The following is a 25,515-nucleotide window of genomic DNA, read 5'->3' as shown; positions in this document are numbered from 1 at the left end:
GACTCGGAACCCGCGCCGGGCCCCTGGCGAGGCCCGCTCCTCCTCGGCATTTCCGCAGTTCACGGATGAGCCGGATGGGAAAATCCGGTGAAGGTTAACTCAATGGTCGCGCCACGGCCAAAGCCTCCTACGGAGATCTCGGCCGTCACGAAAAGACCCCGCACCGAGGGGCATACATCGAAGAACAAGGGGCACTCGGGGTGGTTAGGCCCGGCCGTCCGGTCGGCGCCATGGGCGCGCCGCCGGCGGCCTCGGGGCGCTATTTGACCGACCCGGCCATGACCCCCTGCACGAAGTGCCGCTGGAAGGCGAAGAACACGACCACCGGCACGATCAGCGACAGGAACGCGCCCGGCGCCAGCACGTCGATGTTGCTGCCGAACTGACGGATCTGCGACTGGAGCTCCACCGTCAGCGGCTGGGAGGCGCTGTCGGCGAACAGCAGCGCCACCAGCATGTCGTTCCACACCCACAGGAACTGGAAGATGGCGAGGCTCGCGATCGCCGGCCGTCCCACCGGCAGGACGAGCCGGGTGAAGATGCGCCATTCGGTTCCCCCGTCCATCCGGGCCGCCTCCAGCATCTCCTTCGGGATCTCCGCGAAGTAGTTGCGCAGCAGGAACACGGCGAACGGCAGCCCGTAGGAGACATGGAAGAGGACGACACCCGGGATCGTGCCGAACAGCCCGAGCTGGCCGAAGAGTTTCGCCACCGGCAGCAGACCGATCTGCACCGGCACCACCAGCAGAGCGACCACCAGCAGGAACAGCGTGTCACGGCCGGGGAAGTCCAGCCAGGCGAAGGCGTACCCGGCGAGCGCGGCGATCACCACCACGAGCACCGTCGTGGGGACGGAGATCAGCACGGTGTTCCAGAACGCCTTGGTGATGCCCGCGTTCTCCAGCAGCGCCGCGTAGTTGTCGAAGGACAGCTGCCCGGGACTGGTGAACGTCGTCCACCAGCCGCCCCTGGCGGTGTCCTCGGCGGACCGCAGGGACGACAGGAGCAGTCCGGCCAGCGGGGTGAGCCAGATCAGCCCGATGACCACCAGGAAGGCCTGGACCAGGCTGTTGCCCAGTCCGCGCCGGAGCGCGCCGAGATTCATCGCTGACTCCCTCGGAATCGACGGACGTTGAAGACCATGGCCGGGATCACCAGCAGCAGGAGCAGGACCCCGAGGGCGCTGCCCAGGCCCTGGTTGTTGCCGCCGCCGAAGGACACCAGCCACATCTGGGTGGCCAGCACGGTCGCGTCCTCCTGCACGGGTCCGGGCGCGATGATGTAGACGAGGTCGAACACCTTCATCACGTTGATGACGAGGGTGACGAAGACCACGGTCAGCACGGGCGCCAGCAGGGGCACGGTGATCCGCCGGAACACCTGCCACTCGTTGGCGCCGTCCATCCGCGCCGCCTCCAGCGTGTCCCGCGGCAGTGTGGACAGGCCCGCCCCGATGAGCACCATGGCGAAGCCGGTCCAGATCCACAGGTAGGCGCCGATGATCGCGGGGGTGACGAGCGCCGGGCCGAGCCAGGAGACGCCGTCGTAGGGCGGGGCGAAGTTGGAGCCGGGCAGCGCGACGGTGTACGTGCCGTCGGCGAGGCCGGCGAAGCGGAAGGAGCCGTCGGCCGCGGTGGTCGTGCTCGCGATGGTCTTCCCGTCGCGCACCGCCTGGACGGTCATCCGGGGCAGTCCGCTCTCCTCGGGGTCGACCCGGCCGGGCTCTCCGCCCCCGCCGCGGGTGAAGTCGAGGTAGACGACACCGCGCAGCTCGCCGGGGGCGGCCTCACGGGCGGCCGCCGTACGGGCCGGTCGGGCGCCCTCGGGCAGGTCCTTGGGCGCGACGCCGACCAGGCCGAGGGAGACCGTGTCGCCGGGTGACACCGTGGTGCTGGTGCGGTAGGAGCCGTCGGCGCCCGCGCTGAGGCCCTGTCCGTCACGGGCGCGGGCCGTCGGGTACGACGAGGAGCCCCGGAAGGCGTCGTGGACGCCGACCACCGCCGCGTTCAGGACGCCCTTGTCGGGGTCCTCGTCGTAGGCGAGCCGGAAGATGATGCCGGCGGCGAGGAAGGAGACGGCCATCGGCATGAAGAGGAGCAGCTTGAAGGCGGTGGCCCAGCGGACCTTCTCGACGAGCACCGCGAGGATCAGCCCGAGCCCGGTCAGCAGGGCCGGCGCCACGACGACCCAGATCGCGGTGTTGCGGACCGCCTTGAGGGTGGCCGGGTCGCGGAACATCTCGGTGTAGTTCTCGCCGCCGACGAACCGGGTGCCGCTGGCGTCGAAGAGGCTGCGGCCCACGGAGAACAGCACGGGGTAGACGACGAGCGCGCCGAGCAGGAGCAGGGCGGGGAAGACGAAGAGGAGGGCGACGATCCGGCCCCGCCGCCGGGCGCGCCGTTGACGCACGGCGGGCTCGGCGGCGGGGGGAACGGCCACCTTCGTGGCAGTGGCGGTCATCGCGGTCAGCCCTTGTACGCCTTGGCCGCGGCGGCCTCCAGCTGTGCGGCGGTCCCCTTCGGGTCGGACGGGTCGCGCAGGAAGTCCTGGAGGATCTTCCACTCGCCGGCGCCCTTGGTCCCGCCGAAGGCGGCCGGGGCCTGGTCGGACATGTCGAAGCGGACGGAGTCGCCAGCGGCTATGAGGGACTTGGCGGTGGTGCGGGTGACGTCGTCGCCGTAGGCGGCGGGGTCGACCTTCTTGTTCGGGGAGAGGAAGCCTCCGGCCTCCGCCCACACGGCGGCGGCCTCGGGCGTGGCCAGGTACTCCAGCAGGGCCATGCCGGCCTTGGTGTTCTTGCCGTCCTTGAGGACGACGGCCGCGTCACCGCCGCTGACCACGGGTGCCTTCCCGCCGCCGACCGGCGGGAAGGGGAAGAAGTTCGCGTCCTCGCCGATCTTCCGGCCGAACTGGTCCTTGGCGACGCCGGCGACGAAGTCGCCCTCGTAGACCATGCCGGCCTCGGGCTCGGGGCCGAAGACCTTCTCGACGGAGCCGGGGAAGTCGGTGTTGAGGGCGCCCTTCTGCCCGCCCTGGAGCAGCTGCTTGTCGCCGAACAGCTCGCCGAGCGTGGTGAGCGCGTCGACCACGCTGCCGTCCGTCCACTTCAGCTTGTGGGCGGCGAGGGCGTCGTACTTCTCGGGGCCGGCCTGGGAGAGGTAGACGTTCTCGAACCAGTCGGTGAGCGTCCAGCCGTCCTGGCCGGCGACGGAGAAGGCGGCGAGACCCGAGTCGGAGACGGTCCGCCCGGCCTTCAGCATGTCGTCGTAGGACTTCGGCGGCTTGACGCCGGCGGTGTCGAGGGCGTCGGGGCTGTACCAGACGGTCGACTTGTGGGCGGCCTTGAAGTACAGGCCGTAGAGGGTGCCGTCGACGCTGCCGTAGTCCTTCCAGACGGTGGCGTAGTTGGCGTCGACGGACTTGCGCGTGGTGCCGGACAGCGGCTTGAGCCAGCCGTTCTGTGCGAACTGCTGGAGCACGCCGACCTGCGGGACCATCACCACGTCGGGGGCGTTGCCGCCCTCGATCTTGCTGCCGACGACGGTGGAGACGTTGTCACCGGTGGAGACGAACTGGGTCTTGGCGCCGGTCTTCTCGGTGAAGGCGTCCAGCACCTTCTGGAAGTTCTTCTGCTCGCTGCCGGACCAGACGCCGGCGACGGTGACGGTCTGGCCGTTCAGCGCCTTGTCGCCGCCGCCCGCGGCGACGGGGCCGCCGCCTCCGCAGGCGGTGGCGCCGAGCGCCAGGGCTAGGGCGGTGCAGCCGGTGAGCAGGGTGGTACGTCGTCGCATCATCGTTGATGTCCCTTCGGAGCGGGGGAATGGACGGTGTGAGGGGTGTGGGGGCTCAGGAACCGGCGTCGTCGCCGATCCACCAGGCGGCCGTGGAGCCGGGGAGGACCCCGGCCGGGCAGGGGCCGCTGGACAGCAGGGGGGTGCCGGCGACGGGCGCGGGCGAGGGGGCGGTGCCGAAGTTGACGGCGCAGACCAGGCCGTCGCCGCGGACGAAGCCGAGGACGCCGGGCTGGGTGTCCAGCCAGCGCATGTCGCCCTCGCCGAGCTGGGGCAGGGCGGCGCGCAGCTGGAGTCCGTCGCGGTAGAGGTGCCAGAAGGAGCGGGTGTCGGCGAGCGCGCGGTCGGTGGCGTACTCGGCGAAGTACTCGGGCTGCGGCAGCCAGGGCTTGGCGCCCTCGACCCCGGAGGTGAAGCCGAACGGCGAGGCCTGGCCGGACCACGGCAGCGGCACCCGGCAGCCGTCGCGGATCCGGGCGCGGCTGCCGGTGCGGCGGAAGATCGGGTCGGTGAGCACGTCGTCGGGCAGGTCGACGACCTCGGGCAGGCCCAGCTCCTCGCCCTGGTAGATGTACGCGGCTCCAGGGAGCGCCAGCATCAGCAGGGCGGCGGCGCGGGCGCGGGCGGCGCCGAGGCCGCTGCCCTCGACGGGCTCTCCGTAGCGGGTGACCGTGCGGACCTGGTCGTGGTTGTTGAGGACCCAGGTGACGGTCGAGCCCGTTCCCGCGATGTCCTGCATGGCCTCTGTGATGACCTTGCGGAAGGCGTCGGCGTCCCAGGAGGCGCTCAGCAGGTCGAAGAAGAACGCCTGGTGGAGTTCGTCGGGGCGGACGTACAGGGCGTGCTCGCGTGCCGTGGGGACGGAGACCTCTCCGACGAGGAGCCGCTCACGGCCGTCCCGCTCGGTGTACTCCTCGCACACCGCCCGCCAGTGCCGCCACACGTCGTGGACCTCGGGCTGGTTCCAGGCGAGCGGGTTGACCGAGTCACGGGTGCGGGCGTCGGCCTCGGGGTCCGGCGAGTCCGGCAGCTCGGGGTGTTTGAAGAGGCCGGCGGCGACGTCGATGCGGAAGCCGTCGACGCCCCGGTCGAGCCAGAAGCGCAGGACGCGGTCGAAGTGGGCGCCGACCTCGGCGTCACGCCAGTTCCAGTCGGGCTGCTCGGGCGTGAACATGTGCAGGTACCACTGGCCGGGCCGGCCGTCGGCCTCGGTGACGCGGGACCAGGCGGGGCCGCCGAACATGGCGTGCCAGTTGTTGGGCGGCTCGGCTCCGTCCGCTCCCCGCCCGTCGGCGAAGTGGAAGCGGGCGCGGGCCTCGCTGCCCGGCGCGGAGGCCAGGGCCTCGCGGAACCACGGGTGATCGCTGGAGCAGTGGTTGGGCACGATGTCGAGGAGCACCTTGACGCCGAGCCGCCGGGCGGCGGCCACCAGCAGGTCGAACTCGGCGAGGTCGCCGAAGAGCGGGTCGACGTCGCAGTAGTCGGCGACGTCGTAGCCGTGGTCGTGCTGCGGGGAGGGATAGAAGGGGCTCAGCCAGATGCCGTCGACGCCCAGCTTCTTGAGGTACGGCAGTCCGGCCCGGACCCCGGCGAGATCGCCGACGCCGTCGCCGGTGCTGTCCAGGAAGCTGCGGACGTACACCTGGTAGATCACTGCGTCACGCCACCAGTGACGCGATTCGATGCGCTTGGAGCTCACCCCGTTGGCCTGTCTGTGCGAGCTGACGGTTATGCATGCATGTTATGTAGGCGTTTCACGGGGGTGTCAACGAATGAACAACAGGTATCTGGAAGCTGGGCCTTTATATACGGATATTCCATCCCAGACAGAGGCAGGTCGATACGCGGGCGTTACCTAACATGTAAGTAGGAAGGTGGTGTGCGACGGGGAGAGGGTCAGCCGCGGCGGGAGATGTCGGCCAGCTCCCGGGTGAGCCGGCGCACCGCGGCCTCGGGCGTCGAGTGGCCCGTCATCGCGTCGTGGACGACCGCCTGCACGACCATGCTGACCTGGTCGTAGCGCGGGCTCTTGGGGCGCGGCGCGGCCGCGAGAACGCTTCGGCGCAGCGTCGGCAGATAGGGGAACTCCCGGATCAGTTCCGGGTCCCGGTAGAGGTCCGCGCGCACGGGGGGCAGCGCACCCCGGGTGAGGACCTGCCGCTGGACACGCTCACTGGTGAGGTACGTGATCAGGCGTGCGGCGGTGTCGGCGTGATCGGCGTGCGCGTTGACGGCGAGGTTGGAGCCGCCGAGCACACTGGTGCCGGGCCCGTCGGGGCCGGGCAGCGGTGCGGCGCCGATCTTCCCGGCGACCGCGGAGCCGGGGGCGGAGGCGCCGACGTAGGCGTAGGGCCAGTTGCGCAGGAAGAGCAGCCGGCCGTCCTGGAAGGCCTGCTTGGACTCCTCCTCCTTGTACTCCAGCGCCTCCCGGGGTATCCACCCGTCGCGTACGCCGCGGGCGAGGAACCCGATGCCCTCGCGGGCCGCCGAGCCCACCGTGACGCGTTCGCCCTCGTCGCCGAGGATCGTGCCGCCCGCCGAGTAGACGGCCTCGGCCGCGTTGACGGTGAGGCCCTCGTAGGGCAGGAACTGGCCGGCGTAGCCGTCGAGGCCGTGCTCGGGAGCGATGGTCCGCGCGTAGTGCTCCAGCTCGGCCCAGGTGCGGGGCGGCGGGACGCCCTCCTCGGCGAGGACGTCCTTGCGGTAGAGGAGCAGACCGGCGTTGGTGACGTAGGGGACGGCGTAGAGGCGTCCGTCGTATGTCGCCGTGTCCACGACCGGCCGGAGGAAGCTGCCCAGCGGGAAGCGGTTGCGCGGCAGCGGGCGGATCCAGCCGGCGGCGGCGAACTCCGAGGTCCAGGTGACGTCGATGTTGAGCACGTCGAAACGGCCGCGGTCGCCGCCGCGCAGATCGGTGATCATCTGGGCGCGGGTCTCGTCCGCGGAGTCCGGCAGTTCGACGAGGGTGACCCGCTCCCCGGGGTGGGCGCGGTTCCAGCCCTCCAGGAGGGGGCCGAGGTAGCCGGTGAGGTCGCCCGCGGTGGCCAGGGTCAGCGGACCGCGGCCCCGGAGTCCGCCCTGGGCCTGCGCGCCGGAGGCGCCGTAACCGGCCAGGACGACCGCGAGAACAAGCAGGCCCCTACCGGCGGCGCGTATCCACCGCATAGGTTCCTCCCTGTGCACCCGGCACCGGGCACCTTCGCCCGGAGTCAGAGGCTATGTATACCCGTTAGGTATGGGCGATACTAGGGCCTGGAACACAATACGAGGCTGCGAGGAGGACAGCTCGAGTGCGCCTGCCCCTCCTGGCCTTGCTGGCGCGCGGCCCGGCCCACGGCTACGAGCTCAAGCAGGACCTTGAGCAACTCCTGGGTGCCGCGTACCCTCAGCCGAACATCGGCCAGATCTACGTCACCCTCGGCCGCCTCGAGAAGTCGGGTCTGATCGAGGGCGAGGAGGTCGAGCAGTCGAGCAGGCCCAACAAGAAGATCTACCGCCTCACCGCTGCCGGGCAGGAGGCGCTGAGCGCCTGGTACGAGGAGACGTCGGACGAGCCGCGGGTCCGGGACGAGTTCTTCATGAAGCTCGCGCTCGCCCCGCAGACCGGTCTCGCCGACCAGATCGTCCTGATCAACCGACAACGGCGCCACTACCTGAACACCATGCGCAATCTGTCGAAACTCGCCACGGCCGACCACCGGGACAACCGCATCGCCCAGCTGCTCATCGAGGGCGCGATGCTGCATCTCCAGGCCGATCTGGACTGGCTGGAGCGCTGCCAGGAGGAACTGGAGAAGCCGGAATGAGCGACGCGCACACTGCTGTGCTGCGGGCCGAGGGCCTCGTCAAGACCCACCGCGGGGAGGGCGCGCCCGCCCACGCCGTGCGCGGGGTGGACCTGTGTGTGCGGCGCGGCGAGTTCGTGGCCGTCACCGGCCCGTCCGGCGCGGGCAAGTCGACGCTGCTGCATCTGCTCGGCGGACTCCAGCGCCCGGACAGCGGCAGCATCTGGCTGGACGGCGAGCGCACGGACGCCTACAGCGAGGCCCGCTGGGCCGTGGAGCGCCGCCGCCGTATCGGCATCGTCTTCCAGTTCTTCAACCTGGTCTCCAATCTGTCGGTCGCGGACAACGTGGAACTCCCCGCGCTGCTGGCCGGGGTCCCCGCCAAGCGGGCCCGCGCCGAGCGGGCGGAGCTGCTGGCCGAGCTGGGGCTCGCCGGCAAGGAGCGCAGCATGCCGGGTGAGCTGTCGGGCGGCGAGCAGCAGCGCGTCGCACTGGCCCGCGCCCTGGTCAACCGCCCTCCCCTGCTGCTGGCCGACGAGCCCGCGGGCAGCCTGGACAGCAAGGGCACCCGTGAGGTGATGCGGCTGCTGTCGCGTTTCCACCAGCGCGGCCAGACGATCCTGCTCGTCACCCACGACGCCCGGCTGGCGAGCGCCGCGGACCGGGTGATCAGCTTCTTCGACGGCCGCATCGCCGACGACGTCGAGCTGGACGGCGCCCCGTCGCCCGGCGCGGGAGTGCCCGCCGTGCTGGAGCTGAGGGACTGACGGATGCGAGCCATGTTGCGCTGGGCGCACTCGGATCTGCGCAGCCACCGGGGCGAGGCACTGTTCCTGGTGCTGGCCACCGTCGGCATCGTGACGTCCCTGCTGCTGGCGACGGCGCTCTTCGGGTACGCGACGAACCCCTGGCAGCGTCTCTTCACACAGTCCCGCGGCGCCCATGTGTGGATCCACACCGCCCCCTCCGCCGAGGTGTCCGAGCTGGCCCGGCTGGCGGGCGTCGAGGCCGCGGCCGGCCCCTACCGGACCGCAGACACCACGGTCACCTCCCGCGGCACACGCGCCTCCGTCGAACTGCGCGGCACCTCCGAGCGGCCCGAGGTGGGCCGGCCGCTCCTCACCTCGGGCCGGTGGCTGGATCCCGGCCGCCCCGACGGTGTGGTGCTGGAGAGCAGCCTCGCCCGGACCCTGCTCGCCGGCCCCGGTGACGTGCTGTCCCTGCCCGGCGGCACCGGGAAACTGACCGTGCTGGGCGTCGCCGACAGCGCCGAGCCGCGCTACCGCAAGGGCGAGCGGCCGGGCCTGGTCTGGGCCCCGCCGGCCGCCCTGCCCCGCACCGCCGCCGAGCAGGGCCAGGTCATCGGGCTGCGCCTGACGGACCCCGACGACACCGACTACGCCGTCCAGCGGGCCGTCACCCTGCTCGGCGCCGGTGCCGTCAGCGAGGTCTCCGCCTGGCAGCAGGCGCGGGCCGAGGCGGAGGGCGACAACCGGCTGCTCGGTCTGGTGCTGGGGCTGTTCGGGCTGGGCGCGCTGGTCGCCGCCGGTCTGGCCGTGCACGGGGCGATCGGCACCCGTATCCGGGGTCATCTGCGGGACATCTCGATCCTGAAGGCGATCGGGTTCACGCCGGGCCAGGTGGTGCGGATCTTCCTGCTCCAGCATCTGGCGTACGCGCTGCTGGGTGCCGTGGTCGCGGCGACGCTCACCCAGGTGCTGGGCCCGCTGCTGCCCGGACGGCTCGGGGACGCGGTCGGCCTGTGGCAGGGCATGCCGGGGCACACCGCCGCCCTCGTCGCGGTGCCGGTGGGAGTGGTGCTGTTCATCGGGGCGACGACCGGGCTCGCGGCCTGGCGGGCGGGACGCGTGCCCCCGGTCCCGGTGCCGCGGACCGCCGTACCCGCCGGCGGACGACTGTCGGGGGTGGCGCGGCGGGCGCTCGGTCACGGGCTGCCGCCCGCGCTGGTCCTCGGCGGGCACCGCGCGTTCACCCGCCGCGCGCGGTCCCTGGCCACCATCGCCCGTCTCGCGCTGCCGCTGACGCTGATCGTGGTCGCGATGAGCGCGTGGACGACCATCGACCGCTTCCACAGCGAGCCGGAGCGGATGGGTCTGGCGGCCGCGCTCACCGTCCGCGCCGGCGACGGCCTCGGCGACGCGAAGGCTCGGGCGCTCCTCGCGCGCAACCCGGAGGTGGCCGCGGCGCATCCGGGTGTCGAGGTGGCGGCCCTGGTGGCGGGCCAGACGGCCACGATCGCGTTGCGGGGCCTCGGCACGGAGGCGGAGCCGTACCCGTTCACGCTGGCCGAGGGCCGTCCCGCCCGCGGTCCCGACGAGGCGGTGGCCGGGCAGGGGCTGCTCGACCTGCTGGACGTGGCGGTCGGCGACTGGGTGCGGCTGACCGTGGCCGGCCGGCCCCAGATCCTGCACATCGTGGGCCGCAGCATCGAGCCGGACAACGCGGGCCGGACCATCTCCACCTCGCTCGACACCCTGCGGGAGAACGACCCCGGGCTGCGGCCGACGCTCTACCAGGTACGGCTGCGCGACGGGGCGGATGCCCAGCGGGTGGCCGCCGAACTGACCGCGGCGGCCGGACCGGGTCGGCTGGACGTGCACACGGTGACGAACCCCGCCGACGGTCTGTCGCCGCTGCGCGGTGTCGTCGTGGGCCTGCTGGGGGTCCTCGCGCTCATCGGGCTCGTCGAGCTGCTGACAGTCATCGGCGGCACGGTCCGCGAGAGTGAACGGGATCTGCTGGCGTTGAAGGCGATCGGGCTGTCGCCGCGGCAGATCACCGGTATCACCGTCACCGCCACCGGGTGCACCGCCCTCGCCGCGACGGCGGTCGCCCTGGCGCTGGGACTGCCGCTCGCCCACTGGCTGATCGACGCGCAGGGCAGCTCCAGCGGCCTCGGGGCCGGGATCGCCCGGGGCCCCTCCCCCGCCGTTCTGTCGCTGTTCGGCGCGGCGGCGGTGCTGGGCGCCCTGGCACTCGCGGTCCTGCCCGCCCTCCGCGCCGCCCGCCGCCGCCTCGCGGACACGCTGGGCGCGGTGGCGTAGCGCGCGGGCTCCCGGCCGGGGGTCACCCGCCCGCGCGGCGGCCCGGTACGGGTTGCCGGGACCTCACCGGCCGACGGGGTCCGCGCTGTTGCCGTCGGTTCAGCCGGGGTCCGCGCTGCGCCGTCGGCTCGCGGGTGCGGCGATCTCACCCGTCGGCGGGATCCCCGCTGTTGCCGTCGGTTCAGCCGGGGTCCGCGCTGCGCCGTCGGCTCGCGGGTGCGGCGATCTCACCCGTCGGCGGGATCCCCGCTGTTGCCGTCGGTCCGCGGTGCGGCGGTCTCACCCGTCGGCGGGATCCGCGCTCTCCGGTCGGTCCGCGGGCCTCACCGGCCGGCGGGCGGTGTCCGTACGCTTCCGTCGGCTCGCGGGTGCGCGGGCCGCGAGGGCCTCCAGGAGGAGGTCAACGGCGTCCTCGAAGGCGCTGTCGGCCATGCCGGGCAGTGCGCCGCGCGCGGCGGTCAGCGCCGGGAACTCCTCGGGGTCGAGATCCTGGTAGACGTCGCGCCAGGCCCGCTGGTCGGCCTCCCGCTGCTGTCGGGGCAGCGCCGCGAACGCCGCGTCCGTGGCCGCGTGGCTGAGCACGGTGTCGATGAAGGCCAGGTAGAGCCGGACGGCCGTGGCGGTCTCGAAACCGGCGGACATCAGCAGGCCGATGCCGGTCTCCACGGCCCGGATCTCGTTCTTCCGCCGGGTCACCCGGTGGGCGGCCAGGGCTGCCGCCCTGGGATGCGCGAGATATCCGGCGCGGACCCGCAGGGCCGTCTCGCGCAGGGAGGCCACCCAGTCGCCGCCGGGCTCGAACCCGTCCATCGCGTCGCCGATGAGCCGGTCGGCGATGGCGAGCACCAGGTCGTCGGTGTCGTGGAAGTAGCGGTAGAGGGCGGAGGGGTCGCAGCCGAGGGCCGCACCGAGCCGCCGGACGCTCAGCGCCTCGGGCCCGTGCTCACCGATCAGCCGCAGAGCGGTCTCGACGATCAGGTCCTCTGAGAGCAGGACCCCGGAGCGGGTGGGTCGGCGGCGGCTGCGCTCCTGCGGGACACGGCTCGGCATGCCGGTCGTCCTCTCCACGGGGTCGGGCACGGTGTGCCCGCAGTGAACGGCCGTCGACCCCCTTATGTCAACAGCATTGACGCAAGAGGTCGGTCGGTTGTTCCATCGCATTCCCGCGCGGCCCTTCCTTCCTCCGTCTCCCTCCCGCGAGGAGCCTGCCATGTCATCCGTGCCGTCCCCGGCCTCCCCGCCCCGGCCCGTCCCGCCCCACTCCGGCGCCCCCGCCCCGGCACCCGCTCTGAAGCGTTCCCTCGGCGTCGTCGACGGTGTCGCCATCGCCGCCTCCAGCACCGCGGCCACCACCAGCATCGCCATCGGCATGGGCACGATCGGCTCCATCGTGGGCCTCCAAGCGCCCGCGCTCCTGCTGCTCGCGTTCCTGCCCGTGCTCGGCATCGCCACCGCCTACGCCCGGTTGAACCGTTCGGAGCCCAACTGCGGCAACGGCTATGTGTGGGTCGGCAAGTCCCTCGGACCGTGGCCGGGCTTCCTGACCGGCTGGGTCACCCTGGTCGGCTCGATCATCTTCTGCGCCTACACCAGCGCGATCATGGGTTCCGTCGTGCTGATCCTCGCGGGCAAGGCGGGGCTGCGGAGCGTCGCCGGGGTCGCTCTCGATCCCACGTCGACGGGGGTGACGACGGCGGTCGGGCTGGTCATCCTGCTCGCCCTCGCGGCCCTGGCCGTCACGGGGCTGCGCGCCGCGGCCCGCTTCCAGTTCGCCCTGCTCGTCTTCGAGTACGCGGTGCTGCTGGGGTTCTGCGGCTGGGCCCTGGTCACCGGCGGCCAGGACTTCTCCCTGTCCTGGTTCAATCCCCTCGAGATCCCCGACGGCACCGCCTTCGCCCAGGGGCTGGTCCTCGCGGTGTTCTTCTTCTGGGGCTGGGACGCGGCGTTCAGCGTCACCGAGGAGACGAAGAACCCGGGCGACTCGGCGCGCGGCGGCTTCATCGCGCTGTTCGCGATGCTGGGTCTGTTCCTCTTCGCCTCGGTCGCCTTCCAGCGGGAGATGAGCCTGGCCGAACTCATCCGCAACGGCCCACAGGCGCTGCCCTATCTGGGCGCCAGGCTCGCCGCCGAGCCGTGGGCCACGCTGCCCGTGCTGGCGTTGATGTTCTCCGCGATGGCCTCCGTCCAGGCCACCCTGATCCCGACGGCACGTGGGCTGCTCGCCATGGGCCGCGACCGGACCATGGGTCCCGTGTGGACCCGTGTCCACCCCCGGTACGGCACCCCGGCCGCCGCGACGGCCGTCGTCCTCGGCGTCGCCACCGTGATCGCGCTGCTCGCCGTGGCGATCCCCAAGCTGAGCGACATGCTCCTGGCCGCCGTCAACGCCAGCGGTCTGCTCGTCGCCCTGTACTACGGCCTCACCGCGCTCGCCTGCGCGGTCCGCTTCCGTTCCTCCCTGCGCTCGGGCCCGCGTGAGGCGCTGCTCGGCGTCGGGGTGCCCGCCGCGTCCGGGCTGGTCCTGCTCGGCCTCGGCTGCTACCTCGGGTCCTCGTACGTGACGATGAGCGACCACTTCGAACTCAGCCCGGACAACGGGTGGTTCATGTTCTCGCTGCCGGCCGCCATCGTCCTCGCCGGCCTCGCCATGGCCGCGGTCGCCAAGTACGTGCGCCGGTCGTCGTACTTCACCACCGGGCGCGGCACCGACGCCGAGGCGATCACCCTGCCCATGGACCGCCAGGCCGTCTGATCCCGGGTCCGTTGCCCCGCGCCTCCCCTCCCCTCCCCCCACACACACCTTCTCCTCCCCCCTCCCTGCTCCCCCTCCTGTTCCCCCTCGTTCACCTCGCCCGAACACCGTCGTCTCTCCTGGAGTTCCCGCCTTGTCGCAGTCCCGTGTCCCGGCCGCCGCCGATCTGGTCCTCACCGGCGGCCCCGTCCACACCGTCGACCCCGCCCGCAGCCGCGCCTCCGCGGTGGCCGTGCACGAGGGGCGGATCATTGCCGTCGGCCACGACGAGGTGCACGCCCTGATCGGGCCGCGCACGGAGGTCGTCGACCTCGCCGGGAAGCTGCTGCTGCCAGGCTTCCAGGACGCCCATGTGCACCCGCAGGGCGCGGGCCTGGAACTCGGCCTGTGCCATCTCGGCGACACCGTCGATCCCGCCGAGTATCTGCGCAGGATCGCGGAGTACGCCGACCGGCACCCGAACGCCGAGTGGATCACCGGCGGGGGCTGGTCGCTGGAGGCGTTCCCCGGCGGCGCCCCGACGGCGGCGGCCCTCGACGCGATCGTCCCCGACCGGCCGGTGTTCCTGCCCAACCGGGACCATCACGGCGCCTGGGTGAACAGTGTGGCGCTGGAGCGGGCCGGCATCGACGCCCGTACCCCGGACCCCGTCGACGGCCGGATCGAACGTGACGGCGACGGCCGGCCGACCGGCATGCTCCAGGAGGGTGCCGTCCACCTCGTGGGCCGGCTGGTGCCCGCCCCCACCGCGGAGGAGCAACTGGCCGCGCTGCTGCGGGCCCAGAGTGTGCTGCACTCCCACGGTGTCACCGCCTGGCAGGACGCGATCGTCGGCGCGTACGCCAACATGACGGACCCGGCGCCCTCGTACCGGACGGCTCTGGACCGGGGGCTCCTCACCGCCCGGGTGGTCGGCGCGCTGTGGTGGGACCGGGAGCGGGGTGCCGAGCAGATACCCGAACTCGTCGCGCGGCGGGAGGAGTTGAGCGGGGACCGGTTCCGCGCCGGCACGGTGAAGATCATGCAGGACGGCATCGCCGAGAACCACACGGCGGCCATGCTCGACCCGTACCTCACCGGCTGCGGCTGCGCGTCGGGCACCAGCGGCATCAGCTTCGTGGAACCCGGCGAACTCAAGAAGTACGTCACGGAACTCGACGCGCTCGACTTCCAGGTCCACTTCCACGCGCTCGGCGACCGCGCGGTGCGTGAGGCGCTCGACGCGGTGGAGGCCGCCCGGGCCGCCAACGGCAACCGGGACACCCGCCATCACCTGGCGCACCTCCAGGTCGTCCACCCCGACGACGTCCGGCGTTTCCGGGCGCTGGGCGCGGCCGGGAACCTGCAGATGCTGTGGGCCGCCCACGAACCGCAGATGGACGAACTCACCCTGCCGTTCCTGGGGGCCGAACGCGGTGCCCGCCAGTACCCGTTCGGGGATCTGCTGCGCGCGGGGGCGACCCTCGCCGCGGGCAGCGACTGGCCGGTCAGCAGCCCGGACCCGTTGCAGGCCGTCCATGTCGCCGTCAACCGCGTCTCCCCCGACGCGCCCGACGGCACGCCCGAGTTCCTGCCCGGGCAGCGTCTCGACCTGGGCACCGCCCTCGCCGCCTACACGGCGGGCAGCGCCCATGTGAACCACCTGGACACCCTCACCGGCAGCATCACCGTCGGCAAGGCAGCCGACCTGGTCGTCCTCGACCGGGACCCGTTCGCGGGCCCGCCGGAGGAGATCGCGGCCACCCGGGTCCTGGAGACGTTCGTGGACGGCCGCCGGGTCCACGCGGCGCCCGACGCCTGACGGCCGGCCGGGAACCGGGCTTCAGGGCATCGAACCGTCGGAGTTCCAGGCGATCATGAGAAAGACGGCGAAGGCGGCGAACACGGCGAGGAAGAGCACGGCACCGCAGGTGGTCGCGGCGAGCTTAGCCCGGGCCGGAGGCTTCGCCGTGGCGTGCTCCGGCCGCTCGGGCAGATAGTGCACGGTGACGATGTCGCCCTCGACGGTGGTCGAGGGACCGTCTTCCTCGTCGAAGCGGATGAGGCGCCCGTCGCGGGTGGTGAACTCGTAGACGTGGTGCAGCGTCGTATGCACCGTGTTGTTCCCGCCGCCGCTCGTCGTCGTGTAGGTCCTGACGCAGCGCGCCTGGGCGGTGATTCCTCTGGTCCAGGCGTCGTTGACGCGGCGGGAGCGGCGGACCAGAGCGACGGCCGCGCCCACCGCGAAGACGATCAGGAGGATGGGTACGAGGTTGAACAGAGCTTCCATGGGGTCCCCAGGAGGACGTACGCCGACTCGATGACGGGCATACGGGAACATACCGGGACGATTCATGAACACTTCCGCACACCGGCCGGGAAGCCGCCGTGTTCACCCGCCCATACACCCTGAGCGCGGTGACGGACCCGCGGCCCCGGCACCAACCAGCAGGCCAAGCGCGGCAGCCGACTCCGTGCCGCGGGCGCGCCCCGCTGCGTCGCCATGCCGTCCGTGGGCGGCGTGAGGATGAGCGGCGGGGATCCGCCGATCGGGTGCCATTGCCCCACGGGAGCCAGGGGCGGCATGGACACCATGCCAAGCGCAACGCCCCGACACCGACCATGAATTGGGGGCCGGGTCGGCGGGTCCGCGCAATTCCGCGCACGCGGCGTGCCGATGAGTTCCTCCAGGGTCAAAGGCCCCAAGGCGCCGGGACGGCCTCCGCACGTCCCGCGGAGTGCTGGAACGGTCCGGACCGAACCCTTCACCGGTCAGGCACACCCCATGCCCGCGCACCGCTTCGCGCACCGGCGGCACGGCGCCCGGCGCCGAGGAAGCGCAGGAGGCTCATGAGTACGGCTGTCGTGGTGGGCAGCGGGCCGAACGGTCTCGCCGCCGCGGTGTTCCTCGCCCGGGAGGGTGTCGAGGTCACCGTCCTGGAGGCCGCCGACACCATCGGGGGCGGCACCCGCACCAGCGAACCGACCCCGGGGCTGCTGCACGACCACTGCTCCGCCACGCACCCCATGGCCGTGGGCTCGCCGTTCCTGAGTGGCCTCGACCTCGGCAGGCACGGCCTCACCTGGTGTCTGCCGGAGATCGACTGCGCGCACCCGCCGGCCTCCGGCGCGGCCGGGGTCCTGCACCGCTCCGTGGAGGAGACGGCCGAAGGTCTCGGCGGTGCCGACGGACGCCGCTGGCTGAAGGTCTTCCGGCCGCTCGCGGACGGCTACGACGCGCTGGCCGAGGATCTGATGCGGCCTCTGCTCCATGTGCCGCGGCATCCGCTGCGCCTGGCCGCGTTCGGGCCGCGGGCCCTGCTGCCGGCGGCCGCTGTGGCCCGCCGGTGGCGGTCGGAGCCGGCCCGCGCTCTCTTCGCCGGGGTGGCCGCCCACGCGTCGAGTAGCCCGCGGGGAGGCTGCCGGTGAGACGCGGCGCCGGTGTGGGCCTCAGTCGGCCGGGCCCGGGAGGTGGTCGTCGGGGACGATGTGCACGGCGGCCTCCTCCGCGCCCGCCGCTCCGCCGTCGATGCCCTCGTCCTCGGCGACGAGTTCCTTCGTGGTGTCGGGGTGCGCGCCCTCGTCCGGTGCCACGAGGCGACCGGCACGGTCCGCGCCGGCCTCCGGGTCGACGGGTTCGCCCTCGCCGCCGGGAAGGTCGCCGACCCCGTCGCCGGGCGGGACCGTCACATCGGGGACCTCCTGACGCAGTCGTTCGTCGAGGGACTCGCCCTCGTGCTGCTCGGCGGCCGTGGTGCCGGTCTTGGAGACGCCCAGTGGCCTCTCGGGCGGGGAGTAGCCCTCGTCCAGCATGTCGTCGTAGGTGCGCTCGTCGACCGCGTCCTGGAGATCCAGCGGGGCGGCGTCCTCCTGCTCCTCGTTGCCGCCGGTGGGCTGGTAGGCGTCGGTCGCCGGGTTCTCTTCGCTCATGGTCGCCTCCCGTTGGCGGTGACTGGTTCCTGTCCCCGTGCGGAGTACCGAGGAGCGGCGGTGTGACACCCCCGTCTCAGCTGTTTGGCCGGGTGTACCGGGGAAACCCGGACCTCGTCCTCCCCGCCCCTCACGAGGATGAGGACGGCGGGTGAGGGAAGTGACAGGGCGAGCGGGAGGAGGGTCTGCCATGACGAGCCCTGACCCCGAGCCGAACCGGACCACCGGCCTCGAACCGGGTGGCGGAGTACCCCCGGGCGAGACGCCGCCCGCCGAGGGCGGGACCTCCGGCGTCGCCCGTCCCGACCCGCCCGCCGTGCGGCGCAAGGGATGGGGTGCCCTGCCTCTGGTCCTGATCATCCTGCTCGCGGCGGTGATCGCGATCGGTCTGATCGGCATGGCGGTATCACTGATCGTCCAGTGAGGCGCGGCCCGTTCCCGTCCGCGGCCCGCAACGTTTCCACGGGCCGCGGACGGGGACCCGCACGCTGTGGTGGCCTATGGAGCAGAGGAACGGGTGCGGATGCCCGTTCTGCGGGCCGGATGGTCGACGCAGGCATTCGTGCACTGGCCGTTCCGTCCCGACCAGGTACAGGCCCTCCTGCCGGAGGGCCTTGAGGTGGACACGTACGAGGACACAGCGTGGGTGAGTCTCACGCCGTTCGTCATGGCCGACGTCCGCACCCCCGGCCTGCCCGCGTCGGCACGGGGGCTCCCTACGTTCGCGGAGACCAATCTGCGGACCTATGTGCGGACGCCGGACGGGCGGGACGGGCTGTGGTTCCTCTCCATGGAGGTGGGCAGCCCGCTCATGCTGGCGGCCCGCGCCGTCGGCGCCCCGTACCGGCTGGGCCGGCTGCGGACCTCGCGGGACCTGACGGCCGTGTCGTACGCCGGTACCCGGTGGAGCGGCGGGGCCTCGTACCGTCTGGTGGTCCGGCCCGGTGAGCCGATCAGACCGGCCGAGCGGGACGTGTGGCTGACCTCGCGCTGGCGGGCGTACACCAGCCGGTTCGGCCGGATCTGGGAGACGCCCGTGGAGCACGAGCCGTGGCCGTTGTGCGAAGCCACCGTGGACGCGGTCGAGGAGACCCTCACGACGGCGGCGGGGCTTCCCGCGCCGGGCGCCGAGCCCCTCGCGCACTTCTCACCGGGGGTCAGGCACGTACGGCTCGGGATGTCCCGGCCCCGCCCCAGCACGGAGGACGCCGAGGGCCGCGGCACGCGCGAGCGGAGCCGGTGACCGTGCGCCGCCGTGGCTCCGGGCGGCTGGACTTCGCCTGGGGCTCCGGGCGGCTGGACTTCGGCTGGGGCTCCGGGCGGGTGGTCTTCGAAGGGTGGATCGCGGGCCTCGGCACGTCGTCAGGGACCCGTGTCGTGGTGGGGCTCTGGGAGGTGTCACCGTTCGGGCCGTTCGGGGACGTGATGGTCGAGCGGGCGGACGGACACCGGCTGCTGCTGGCGCCGACCCGGCGGACGGCGGACTTCATCGCCGGCACCTACCGCTTCGACGAGGTGCGGATCGTGCCGGTCGACGTGCGCCGCAGCCGGGAAGCCTGGACGGTCCGGGCCGGGCCGCTGGATCTGAGGTTCGCCCTCGGCCGGAGCGGTCCGCTGGGGCTGCTGCTGCGCGCCGTACCGGGCGCTCTTGCGCGGCGGCCGACGTGGAGCGCCCTGACCGACCTCCCCGCCCGGCTGCTGCTGCGGGGCGTGCGGACACGCGGCAGCGCCGGCTCGGGGCGCCGCGAGTGGTACGGCGCCAGGGATCTGCGGCCGGTCCGTACGCTGTCGGCGGCCTTCGCGGGGGACGACCTCGGGACACCGGCGCCCGTCGATCCCCCGGTGCGGTTCGGGTTCGGTTCGGTGCCCCGGAACTCCGGCGTCACCCGCGTCGTCACGACGGTGGCACCGGTCCGGGAGCGCCGACCGGCCCGCACCGACCTGCCCGCGCCGACCGGCGGACAGCCGGGGGCGGATGACGTGGGCCGGCTGTCCCCCGGAGGGCGACGCGGCGTTACCGGCGGCGCCGAGCGGGCACTCGCGCCGCATGAATCCAAGTCGCCCCCCGCTCGGGGACAGCTCGCTCGCGGCACTCGTCAAGGGATACAACTGGCTGCCCGACCTCAGGAGCCGCACCGCCGGACCGCTGGTGCGCGTCCGTGTCATGGGTCAGCACGCCGTCGCCCTGTGCGGCCCGGAAGCCGTGCGGTTCTTCTACGACGAACGCCATGTGGAACGCGCGACGGCGCTCCCCGGACCGGTGCTGAGCACCCTGTTCGGCCGCGGAGCCGTGCACACGCTGGACGGGACGGCCCACCGGGTCCGCAAGGACATGTTCCTGTCGCTGCTCACCGGCCGGGAGGCGGTCGCCGGCCTGGTGGACGAGGTCACGTCCGCCTGGGACGAGGCCGTGGACGCGTGGTCCGGGCAGCCGTCGGTGGTCCTGTTCGACGAGGCGAGCCGGGTCCTCACCCAGGGTGTCTGCCGGTGGGCCGGCATCCCCCTCGACGACGCCGGGGAGACGGCCCGCGACCTGGTCGCCATGGTCGACGGCTTCGCCACCGCCGGGCCCCGGCACTGGCGGGCCCGCCGCGCCCGGAGCCGCAGCGAGGCATGGCTCGCCCGCCTGGTGGAGGACGTACGGGAGGGTGCCGCCCCGGCGCCGGCCGGATCGCCGCTGGAGGCGGTGGCACGGCACCGGGACGCCGACGGCCGGACACTCGACCCGCACACCGCCGCGGTCGAACTGCTCAACGTCGTCCGCCCCACGGCCGCCGTGTGCTGGTTCGTCACCTACGCGGGACACGCGCTGCACTTCCGGCCGGAGATCCGCCAGCGCCTCGCCGAGGACGACCCCGCGTACGCCGTGGCGTTCGCCCACGAGCTGCGCCGCTTCTACCCGTTCGCGCCCTTCATCGGCGGGCGCGCCGTCGCCGACCTGGAGTGGCAGGGGGAACGGATCCCCGCGGGCACGCTGATCCTGCTCGACCTGTACGGGCAGAACCACGACCCCGACCTCTGGGACCGTCCCCTCGTCCTCGACCCCAGGCGCTTCCTGAAGGGGCCGCCCGACCGCGACACACTCGTCCCGCAGGGCGGCGGCGACCGCGCCACCGGTCACCGGTGCCCCGGTGAGGACGCCACGATCGCGCTGCTCGCGGCACTCGGGCCACGGCTGGCCCGGTTGGAGTACGACGTGTCGGCCCAGGACCTCAGGATCCCGCTGACCCGCATCCCGGCGCGGGTGCGCAGCGGCTTCGTGATGGAGCGCGTCCACGTACCGATGCGGCCCCTCGCCACGAGCCGGGCGGCGGGGTAGGGCGTCGTCGAGGACCTCGGAAGGAAGGGACGCAGGCCGATGATCACCGCGAGCCATGTGCGTGAACTGTTGGAGCGTGAGGACGACGCCACACTGGTGCTCTCGCGGGGACGCGCCGAGGTACTCTCCGCCCGGGAGCCGGCCGCGGCGGGCGAACAGGACGTCCTGCGGGTCATCTCCGGCGGCGAGTTGAGGGAACGCCTGGCGGCCGACCGGTCGGCGCCGGACGACCTCCACGCGGTGGCGGCGACGCTCGACGCGATCGTGACGGAGCAGGGCGGCTGAACGGAGCGCGGCGGCGACGGTGGGGACCCACCGGGGCGTAGACCCACCGGGGCGTCGCCGCACCTCGTGCCGGCCGCACCTCGTGCCGTGGGCCGGGAGCGGCGAACCCGCCGCTCCCGGCCCCCCGTGTGTCAGGCGGTCCGGCCGATCCGGCGGCCGGCGGCGGCCACCCCCGCTCCGACGAGCGCGACGGTGGCCGTGCGGCGCAGCGCGGTGCGGCGCCGGCCGCCCCAGCCGCCGTGCACCGCGCCCTCTCCGGATGCCGGGACGTGCAGCGCGCCGTGGGTGGCCGGGGCCGCCTCGTCGTGGGAGAGATGGGTCTTGTCGGTCTGCCGCGCCATCGCCCGCTCCGCGACGGCCGGAGACCTCCGCGCCTGCCGTACCAGGGCCTTGCCCGCAGGTCCGACGACGACCTCGCGCCGGGGGTGCCGGACCAGGTCGACGACGGCGTGGGCGACCCGCTCGGGGCTGTACACGGGCGGCATGGCGAGCACCCTGCGCCCGGTGAAGTTGGCCGCCTGCTCGAAGTGCGGGGTGTCGATGGTCGCCGGCATCACCGTGCACACGTGGATGCCTTTCACGCCCTCCACCCGCAGTTGCTGCCGCAGACTCGACCCGAGGCCCTGCACGGCGTGCTTCGACATGCTGTACGGGTGGCTGTACGGCTGGGCGACGGCGCCCGCCACGGACGAGATGTTGATCAGCGTGCCCCGGCCCTGCGCGCGCATCACCGGCAGCGCCGCCCGCGCCCCGTACACATAGCCCATCACGTTGACGTCGAGGACCTTGCGGAAGTCCTCGATCGGTACGTCCTCGAAGCGGCCGAAGGCGTTGACGGCCGCGTTGTTGACCCAGACGTCGATCCGGCCGAACTCCCGCACGGCACGCGCGGCCAGTTCCTCGACCGCGCCGACGTCCGTGGTGTCGGTCGGCACGACCAGGGTCCGGGCCCCGCGGTGCTTCCCGCACTCCTGTGCCGTCGCCTCCAGCGCCTCCTCGCGCCGCGCGGCCAGCACCACCGCGCACCCCTTGCGGGCGAACGCCTCGGCCGTGGCCCTGCCGATCCCGCTGGACGCCCCCGTCACCACCACCACGTGATCCCGCAGTCGCATCGCGTACCTCCTCGTACATCGCTGTATCCGGCTGTATGAGCTGTTCGGCTGTGTGCCGCTCTTCCGTATCCGGTGCAGCCGGCCGTCTCGGGCGGACGCGCCCTTCGTGGCCGCCGCCGGCGCACGGGTACCCGAAACCACGCGGTCACCTCCGCCGGCCGACGACCGGGCATGGCCGCCGCCGCGCCGGCCGCGCGCGGCAGCCGTCATCGCCGCCGCCCGGCTGATTCACGCCGGGGGCGGCCGGGTACCCGGCACGCTCACGCGCGGATCCCGCTGCGCCGAGACGGGTCTAGGTGGTGCCGCCATGACCGAGTACGAACGTTCCCGCACGATGCCCGCACAGCCCGAGCACGTGTTCGACCAGGCTGCCAATGTCGACCAGCTGGACGCCTGGTTGCCGGACGCCCTGCATGTGGAGGCCGCCGGTCTGCCCGCCGTCACCGTGCACGAGGACCGCACGGACGAGGACATGGCCGCGCTGCTGCGCGCCCGGCGCGAGCAGATGCGGCTGGAGTGGGGCACGCGGGGGCGGTCGAGCTACACGGGGTGGCTCCAGGTCGCCGGTATCGACGGCGGGGCGAGCGAGGTGACGGTCCATCTGTCCTTCTTCGACAACAGCCACGATCCGGGCGAGCAGGCCGTGGCCGACGCCCTCGACACCAGCCTGCGGCGCCTGGAGGAGCAGGTGCGGCTGCGCGTCGAGCACACGGCGGGCTGACACCGGGACACGGCCACAGCCCTCGCCCAAGCCATGCCCCCGCCCTCCCCGTCGACACGGCCCACCCCTCCCCGTCGACACGGCCCACCTCGCCCCGGCCCCCTACCCTGGACCCGCCCCGGGCCCCACCGCGGACCCGCCGCGGACCCGCCCCGGGCCCACCCTGACCCGCCCCGCCCCTCGCCGGAAACCCCGTCTCCACCCGTGGGTGGAGAGGACACCTCCACCCACGATCCTCCCTGCCTCCGATCCCCTGACCTGCGCTTCCGCCTAACTTGACGGGTACAGGACTTCCCCGTTCCCCGGAGGCGACCATGTCCGAGTCCGTCAACGCGCTGGTGATCGTCGCGGTCGTCGGGTGGGTGGTCGTACGGCAGTTCCTGGCGCAGCGGATCGACCTGGACCGGCGGTGGTGGGTGCTGCCCGTCGCGCTGGCCGTGCTGGCGGTGCGGGAACCGGGGCTGCTCGACGGACGGCATCCGGTCGCCGCCGCCACGCTGCTCGGCGCGGAGGTGGTGGTGGGGCTGCTGACGGGCCTCGGCTGGGCGGTGACCCCGCGTGTGTGGCGGGCCGCGGACGGCTCGGTGTGGGCCAAGGGCACCGGGGCCACCGCACTGGTGTGGCTCGGCGGGGTCGCCGCGCGGGCCGGGCTGTACGGCGCCGGGGCGGCGGCCGGCGTGGAGCAGGGCGGCGGCGCCCTGCTGCTCGGGCTCGCGGTGACCCTGCTGGCCCGCGGCGGGGTGCTCAAGTGGCGGGCCTGCGGCCTGGAGCCGACGTACCGTGATGCCGGCCGAGTCGTCATCTCCCCCGCCGCCGCCCGGAAGGACCGTGTGTGAGTCGTCGTACGACCTGGACGAGCTGGCCCTCTCGGGAGGCGCTCTCCCGGGAGGGCGCCACGCGGTACGGGCGGCTGCGCGCCTGGACCGGACGGGTCTTCGTGACCGGGCTGCTGCTGTGGCGCGGGATCTCGGAGCACCCGGTCCTGTCCTGGCGGACGCTGTTCGACGTGGTCGCCGTGATGGGCTGCGTGCTGGGTGTGTGGGCGTTCTTCCGGCTCACCCTCGCCCGGCGGGTGTGGACCTCCCTGCTGATACTCCTCGCGGCGGCGGGCCTCGCCGTGGCGGCGCGGGCCGTGGGCTTCGACGTGCTGGCGGTCGTCGTGTGGTGCGGTGTGGTCGTCGTGGCGCTGCGGCGGCTGCCGTGGGCCGCCGCGGTTCCCGTGGCCGCCGGTGCGCTCGCCGGCTACGCCGTGACGGCGGACGACCCATGGCCCACGACGGCCGCGACCGCGGCCGGGCTCTTCCTCCTCGGCCACGTCCTGCGCCTGGACGCCGAGGCGCGCGGGAACGCCCTGCGGCTCCGACTCCGTGAACGGGCCGCGCTGGAGGCCCAGGCGGAGGCCGCCGCCCTCACCGAACGGGCCAGGATCGCCCGCGAGATGCACGACGTCCTCGCCCACAGCCTCTCCGCCCAGTTGGTCCACCTGGAGGCGGCCCGGCTGCTGATCGAGCGTGACGCCGAGCGGGAGCGGATCCTCGAACGGGTCGTCGCCGCCCGGGCCATGGCCCGTGAGGGCCTGGCGGAGACCCGTCAGGCGCTGTCCGCGCTGCGGGGCGAGACGGCTCCGGTGGAGGAGTACCTGCGTGATCTGGCCGCCCTCACCGAGGCGACCGCCGTGGAGGTCGGCGGTGAACGCCGCGCGCTGTCGGCGGAGGCCGCGCAGACGGTGCGCCGGGTGGCCCAGGAGGCCCTGACCAATGTGCGCCGCCACGCGCCCGGCGCCCGGGTGCGGCTGCGGCTCGCCTACGAGGACGCGCATGTCGCCCTGGAGGTACGGGACTTCGGCGCCGTGCGCGATCCGGGCCGCGACGGCGGCGGTCCGGTCCCGGCCGGCTCCGGGTACGGTCTGATCGGGATGCGGGAGCGGGCCGAACTGCTCGGCGGCACCCTGGAGGCGGGACCGGACGAGGAGGGCTTCGTGGTGCGGCTGCGGGTGCCGGCGTGAACGAGGGGGCCGGGAACGCCAGAAGCAACGACGCGACGACGGGGAGCGGCCGGACGGCGCGGGTGGTGGTCGCCGACGACCAGACCGTGGTGCGCGAGGGCATCGTGATGATCCTCGGGCTGCTGCCCGGCATCGAGGTGGTCGGTTCGGCGGGCGACGGCGAGGAGGCCGTACGGCTCGTCGCCGAACTCGCCCCGGACGTCGTGCTGATGGATCTGCGCATGCCCCGCTGCGACGGCGTCGAGGCGACCCGTCGTGTCCGCGCCGACCACCCCGGTACCGAGGTCGTCGTGCTCACCACGTACGCCGACGACGACTGGCTCTTCCCGGCGCTGCGGGCCGGGGCGCGCGGCTATCTGACCAAGGACGCCGACGGCGACGAGATCGTACGGGCGGTCCATGCCGTACTGGACGGGGACGCCGGTCTGTCCCCACGGATCCAGCGGCGTCTGCTGGAGCAACTGGCCCACCCGGCGCCGGATCCTGCGCCCGCCGCGCTCCCCGACGGGCTGACCGCCCGTGAGGCCGAGGTGCTGGCCCGTATCGCCGACGGGCTCAGCAACACGGAGATCGCCCGCGCCCTCCATGTCTCCCCGGCCACCGTCAAGACGCACATCAACAACCTCTTCGCCAAGACGGGCGTCAAGGACCGGGCGCAGGCGGTGCGTTACGCGTACCAGAAGGGCCTGACGCGTCCGCCTCAGGCGTAGTCGGCGCCCGGCCGACTTCCGCCGGATGGGCGGACCGTCGCGGTGGTCCGGCGCGTGACGG

General features: G+C 73.2%; 22 protein-coding genes and 2 pseudogenes. 15 read left to right on the top strand and 9 right to left on the bottom strand.

Translation table 11 applies throughout. The features are described from left to right. Positions 1–259: 259 nt before the first annotated feature. The 5 genes from M8J73_RS18615 to M8J73_RS18595 all read right to left on the bottom strand — a co-directional run bounded on the left by M8J73_RS18615 (position 260) and on the right by M8J73_RS18595 (position 6,956). Positions 260–1,105, bottom strand: a complete 846-nt coding sequence (locus M8J73_RS18615; protein WP_055537062.1) for a carbohydrate ABC transporter permease — start codon at positions 1,103–1,105, stop codon at positions 260–262. After that, complete coding sequence (locus M8J73_RS18610) at positions 1,102–2,460, bottom strand: ABC transporter permease (RefSeq protein WP_055537063.1); 1,359 nt, start codon at positions 2,458–2,460, stop codon at positions 1,102–1,104. Before M8J73_RS18610 ends, M8J73_RS18615 begins: the two co-directional genes overlap by 4 nt. Positions 2,461–2,465: 5 nt before the next feature. After that, complete coding sequence (locus tag M8J73_RS18605) at positions 2,466–3,794, bottom strand: ABC transporter substrate-binding protein (protein WP_055537064.1); 1,329 nt, start codon at positions 3,792–3,794, stop codon at positions 2,466–2,468. Between the two features lie 52 nt (positions 3,795–3,846). Next, the gene (locus M8J73_RS18600; RefSeq protein ID WP_249828821.1) at positions 3,847–5,490 is read right to left on the bottom strand and encodes a glycoside hydrolase family 13 protein; all 1,644 of its coding nucleotides are present in this window, start codon (positions 5,488–5,490) and stop codon (positions 3,847–3,849) included. Positions 5,491–5,687: 197 nt separating this feature from the next. Beyond that, positions 5,688–6,956: an ABC transporter substrate-binding protein gene (locus M8J73_RS18595; RefSeq protein WP_055543201.1), complete on the bottom strand. Its 1,269-nt coding sequence runs from the start codon at positions 6,954–6,956 to the stop codon at positions 5,688–5,690. A 125-nt stretch (positions 6,957–7,081) separates the two neighbouring features. On the opposite strand from M8J73_RS18595, the gene M8J73_RS18590 reads away from it, so the two are divergent. Genes M8J73_RS18590 through M8J73_RS18580 form a run of 3 tightly spaced genes read left to right on the top strand, consistent with a single transcriptional unit; the run spans position 7,082 to position 10,641 of the window. Further along, positions 7,082–7,597 carry a PadR family transcriptional regulator gene (locus M8J73_RS18590; RefSeq protein ID WP_055543200.1) on the top strand — a complete coding sequence of 172 codons (516 nt, stop codon included), beginning with the start codon at positions 7,082–7,084 and terminating at the stop codon, positions 7,595–7,597. Next, on the top strand, positions 7,594–8,343 hold the full coding sequence (locus tag M8J73_RS18585; RefSeq protein WP_055543199.1) for an ABC transporter ATP-binding protein: 750 nt from the start codon (positions 7,594–7,596) through the stop codon (positions 8,341–8,343). Before M8J73_RS18590 ends, M8J73_RS18585 begins: the two co-directional genes overlap by 4 nt. Before the next feature lie 3 nt (positions 8,344–8,346). Next, positions 8,347–10,641 (top strand): ABC transporter permease, encoded by a 2,295-nt coding sequence (locus M8J73_RS18580; RefSeq protein WP_249828820.1) that lies wholly within the window; start codon positions 8,347–8,349, stop codon positions 10,639–10,641. A 279-nt stretch (positions 10,642–10,920) separates the two neighbouring features. On the opposite strand, the gene M8J73_RS18575 is transcribed toward M8J73_RS18580, so the two are convergent. Beyond that, a complete protein-coding gene (locus tag M8J73_RS18575) occupies positions 10,921–11,691 on the bottom strand; it encodes a helix-turn-helix domain-containing protein (RefSeq protein WP_249828819.1) in 771 nt (256 codons plus the stop codon). 160 nt (positions 11,692–11,851) lie between these two features. Here M8J73_RS18575 and M8J73_RS18570 point away from each other — a divergent pair, with 160 nt between their 5' ends. Together M8J73_RS18570 and M8J73_RS18565 are read left to right on the top strand one after the other, a co-directional pair. Then, positions 11,852–13,393, top strand: a complete 1,542-nt coding sequence (locus M8J73_RS18570) for an APC family permease (protein WP_249828818.1) — start codon at positions 11,852–11,854, stop codon at positions 13,391–13,393. A 133-nt stretch (positions 13,394–13,526) separates the two neighbouring features. Further along, positions 13,527–15,194 (top strand): amidohydrolase, encoded by a 1,668-nt coding sequence (locus M8J73_RS18565; RefSeq protein ID WP_055541546.1) that lies wholly within the window; start codon positions 13,527–13,529, stop codon positions 15,192–15,194. 21 nt (positions 15,195–15,215) lie between these two features. Here the strand turns inward: M8J73_RS18565 and M8J73_RS18560 are convergent, their stop codons facing one another. After that, entirely contained in the window at positions 15,216–15,662 is a 447-nt protein-coding gene (locus tag M8J73_RS18560) for a DUF3592 domain-containing protein (RefSeq protein ID WP_055541545.1), read from the bottom strand. 560 nt (positions 15,663–16,222) lie between these two features. Here M8J73_RS18560 and M8J73_RS18555 point away from each other — a divergent pair. Further along, positions 16,223–16,771 (top strand): annotated as a pseudogene (locus tag M8J73_RS18555) (phytoene desaturase family protein); the annotation flags it as partial. 51 nt (positions 16,772–16,822) lie between these two features. Here M8J73_RS18555 and M8J73_RS18550 read toward each other — a convergent pair. Next, on the bottom strand, positions 16,823–17,302 hold the full coding sequence (locus M8J73_RS18550; RefSeq protein ID WP_055541544.1) for a DUF5709 domain-containing protein: 480 nt from the start codon (positions 17,300–17,302) through the stop codon (positions 16,823–16,825). Between the two features lie 190 nt (positions 17,303–17,492). On the opposite strand from M8J73_RS18550, the gene M8J73_RS18545 reads away from it, so the two are divergent. The 5 genes and pseudogenes from M8J73_RS18545 to M8J73_RS18525 all read left to right on the top strand — a co-directional run bounded on the left by M8J73_RS18545 (position 17,493) and on the right by M8J73_RS18525 (position 20,906). Then, positions 17,493–17,726 (top strand): DUF6480 family protein, encoded by a 234-nt coding sequence (locus tag M8J73_RS18545; RefSeq protein WP_249828817.1) that lies wholly within the window; start codon positions 17,493–17,495, stop codon positions 17,724–17,726. 99 nt (positions 17,727–17,825) lie between these two features. Beyond that, the gene (locus tag M8J73_RS18540) at positions 17,826–18,545 is read left to right on the top strand and encodes a YqjF family protein (RefSeq protein ID WP_079054967.1); all 720 of its coding nucleotides are present in this window, start codon (positions 17,826–17,828) and stop codon (positions 18,543–18,545) included. Positions 18,546–18,625: 80 nt separating this feature from the next. Continuing rightward, positions 18,626–19,207: pseudogene (locus M8J73_RS18535) on the top strand (hypothetical protein); the annotation flags it as partial. A 142-nt stretch (positions 19,208–19,349) separates the two neighbouring features. Next, complete coding sequence (locus tag M8J73_RS18530) at positions 19,350–20,621, top strand: cytochrome P450 (protein ID WP_055539965.1); 1,272 nt, start codon at positions 19,350–19,352, stop codon at positions 20,619–20,621. Between the two features lie 39 nt (positions 20,622–20,660). Next, positions 20,661–20,906, top strand: a complete 246-nt coding sequence (locus tag M8J73_RS18525; protein WP_055539966.1) for a hypothetical protein — start codon at positions 20,661–20,663, stop codon at positions 20,904–20,906. Positions 20,907–21,037: 131 nt separating this feature from the next. Here the strand turns inward: M8J73_RS18525 and M8J73_RS18520 are convergent, their stop codons facing one another. Further along, positions 21,038–22,018, bottom strand: a complete 981-nt coding sequence (locus M8J73_RS18520) for an SDR family oxidoreductase (protein ID WP_249828816.1) — start codon at positions 22,016–22,018, stop codon at positions 21,038–21,040. 307 nt (positions 22,019–22,325) lie between these two features. On the opposite strand from M8J73_RS18520, the gene M8J73_RS18515 reads away from it, so the two are divergent. From M8J73_RS18515 to M8J73_RS18500, 4 genes are all read left to right on the top strand, one after another. Further along, the gene (locus M8J73_RS18515) at positions 22,326–22,739 is read left to right on the top strand and encodes an SRPBCC family protein (RefSeq protein WP_055543046.1); all 414 of its coding nucleotides are present in this window, start codon (positions 22,326–22,328) and stop codon (positions 22,737–22,739) included. Between the two features lie 314 nt (positions 22,740–23,053). Continuing rightward, positions 23,054–23,575, top strand: coding sequence for a hypothetical protein (locus M8J73_RS18510; protein ID WP_055539558.1), 522 nt, complete (start codon positions 23,054–23,056; stop codon positions 23,573–23,575). Beyond that, the gene (locus M8J73_RS18505) at positions 23,572–24,744 is read left to right on the top strand and encodes a sensor histidine kinase (protein ID WP_055539559.1); all 1,173 of its coding nucleotides are present in this window, start codon (positions 23,572–23,574) and stop codon (positions 24,742–24,744) included. The genes M8J73_RS18510 and M8J73_RS18505 overlap by 4 nt, the downstream gene beginning before the upstream one ends. Beyond that, positions 24,741–25,454: a response regulator transcription factor gene (locus M8J73_RS18500; protein ID WP_055539560.1), complete on the top strand. Its 714-nt coding sequence runs from the start codon at positions 24,741–24,743 to the stop codon at positions 25,452–25,454. Before M8J73_RS18505 ends, M8J73_RS18500 begins: the two co-directional genes overlap by 4 nt. Positions 25,455–25,515 lie beyond the last annotated feature (61 nt).

The sequence above is a fragment of the Streptomyces neyagawaensis genome (assembly GCF_023516595.1).
Lineage (GTDB): Bacteria > Actinomycetota > Actinomycetes > Streptomycetales > Streptomycetaceae > Streptomyces > Streptomyces neyagawaensis.
Note: the sequence above shows the minus strand (reverse complement) of the source record. Positions and strands in the feature narration are given on the sequence as shown.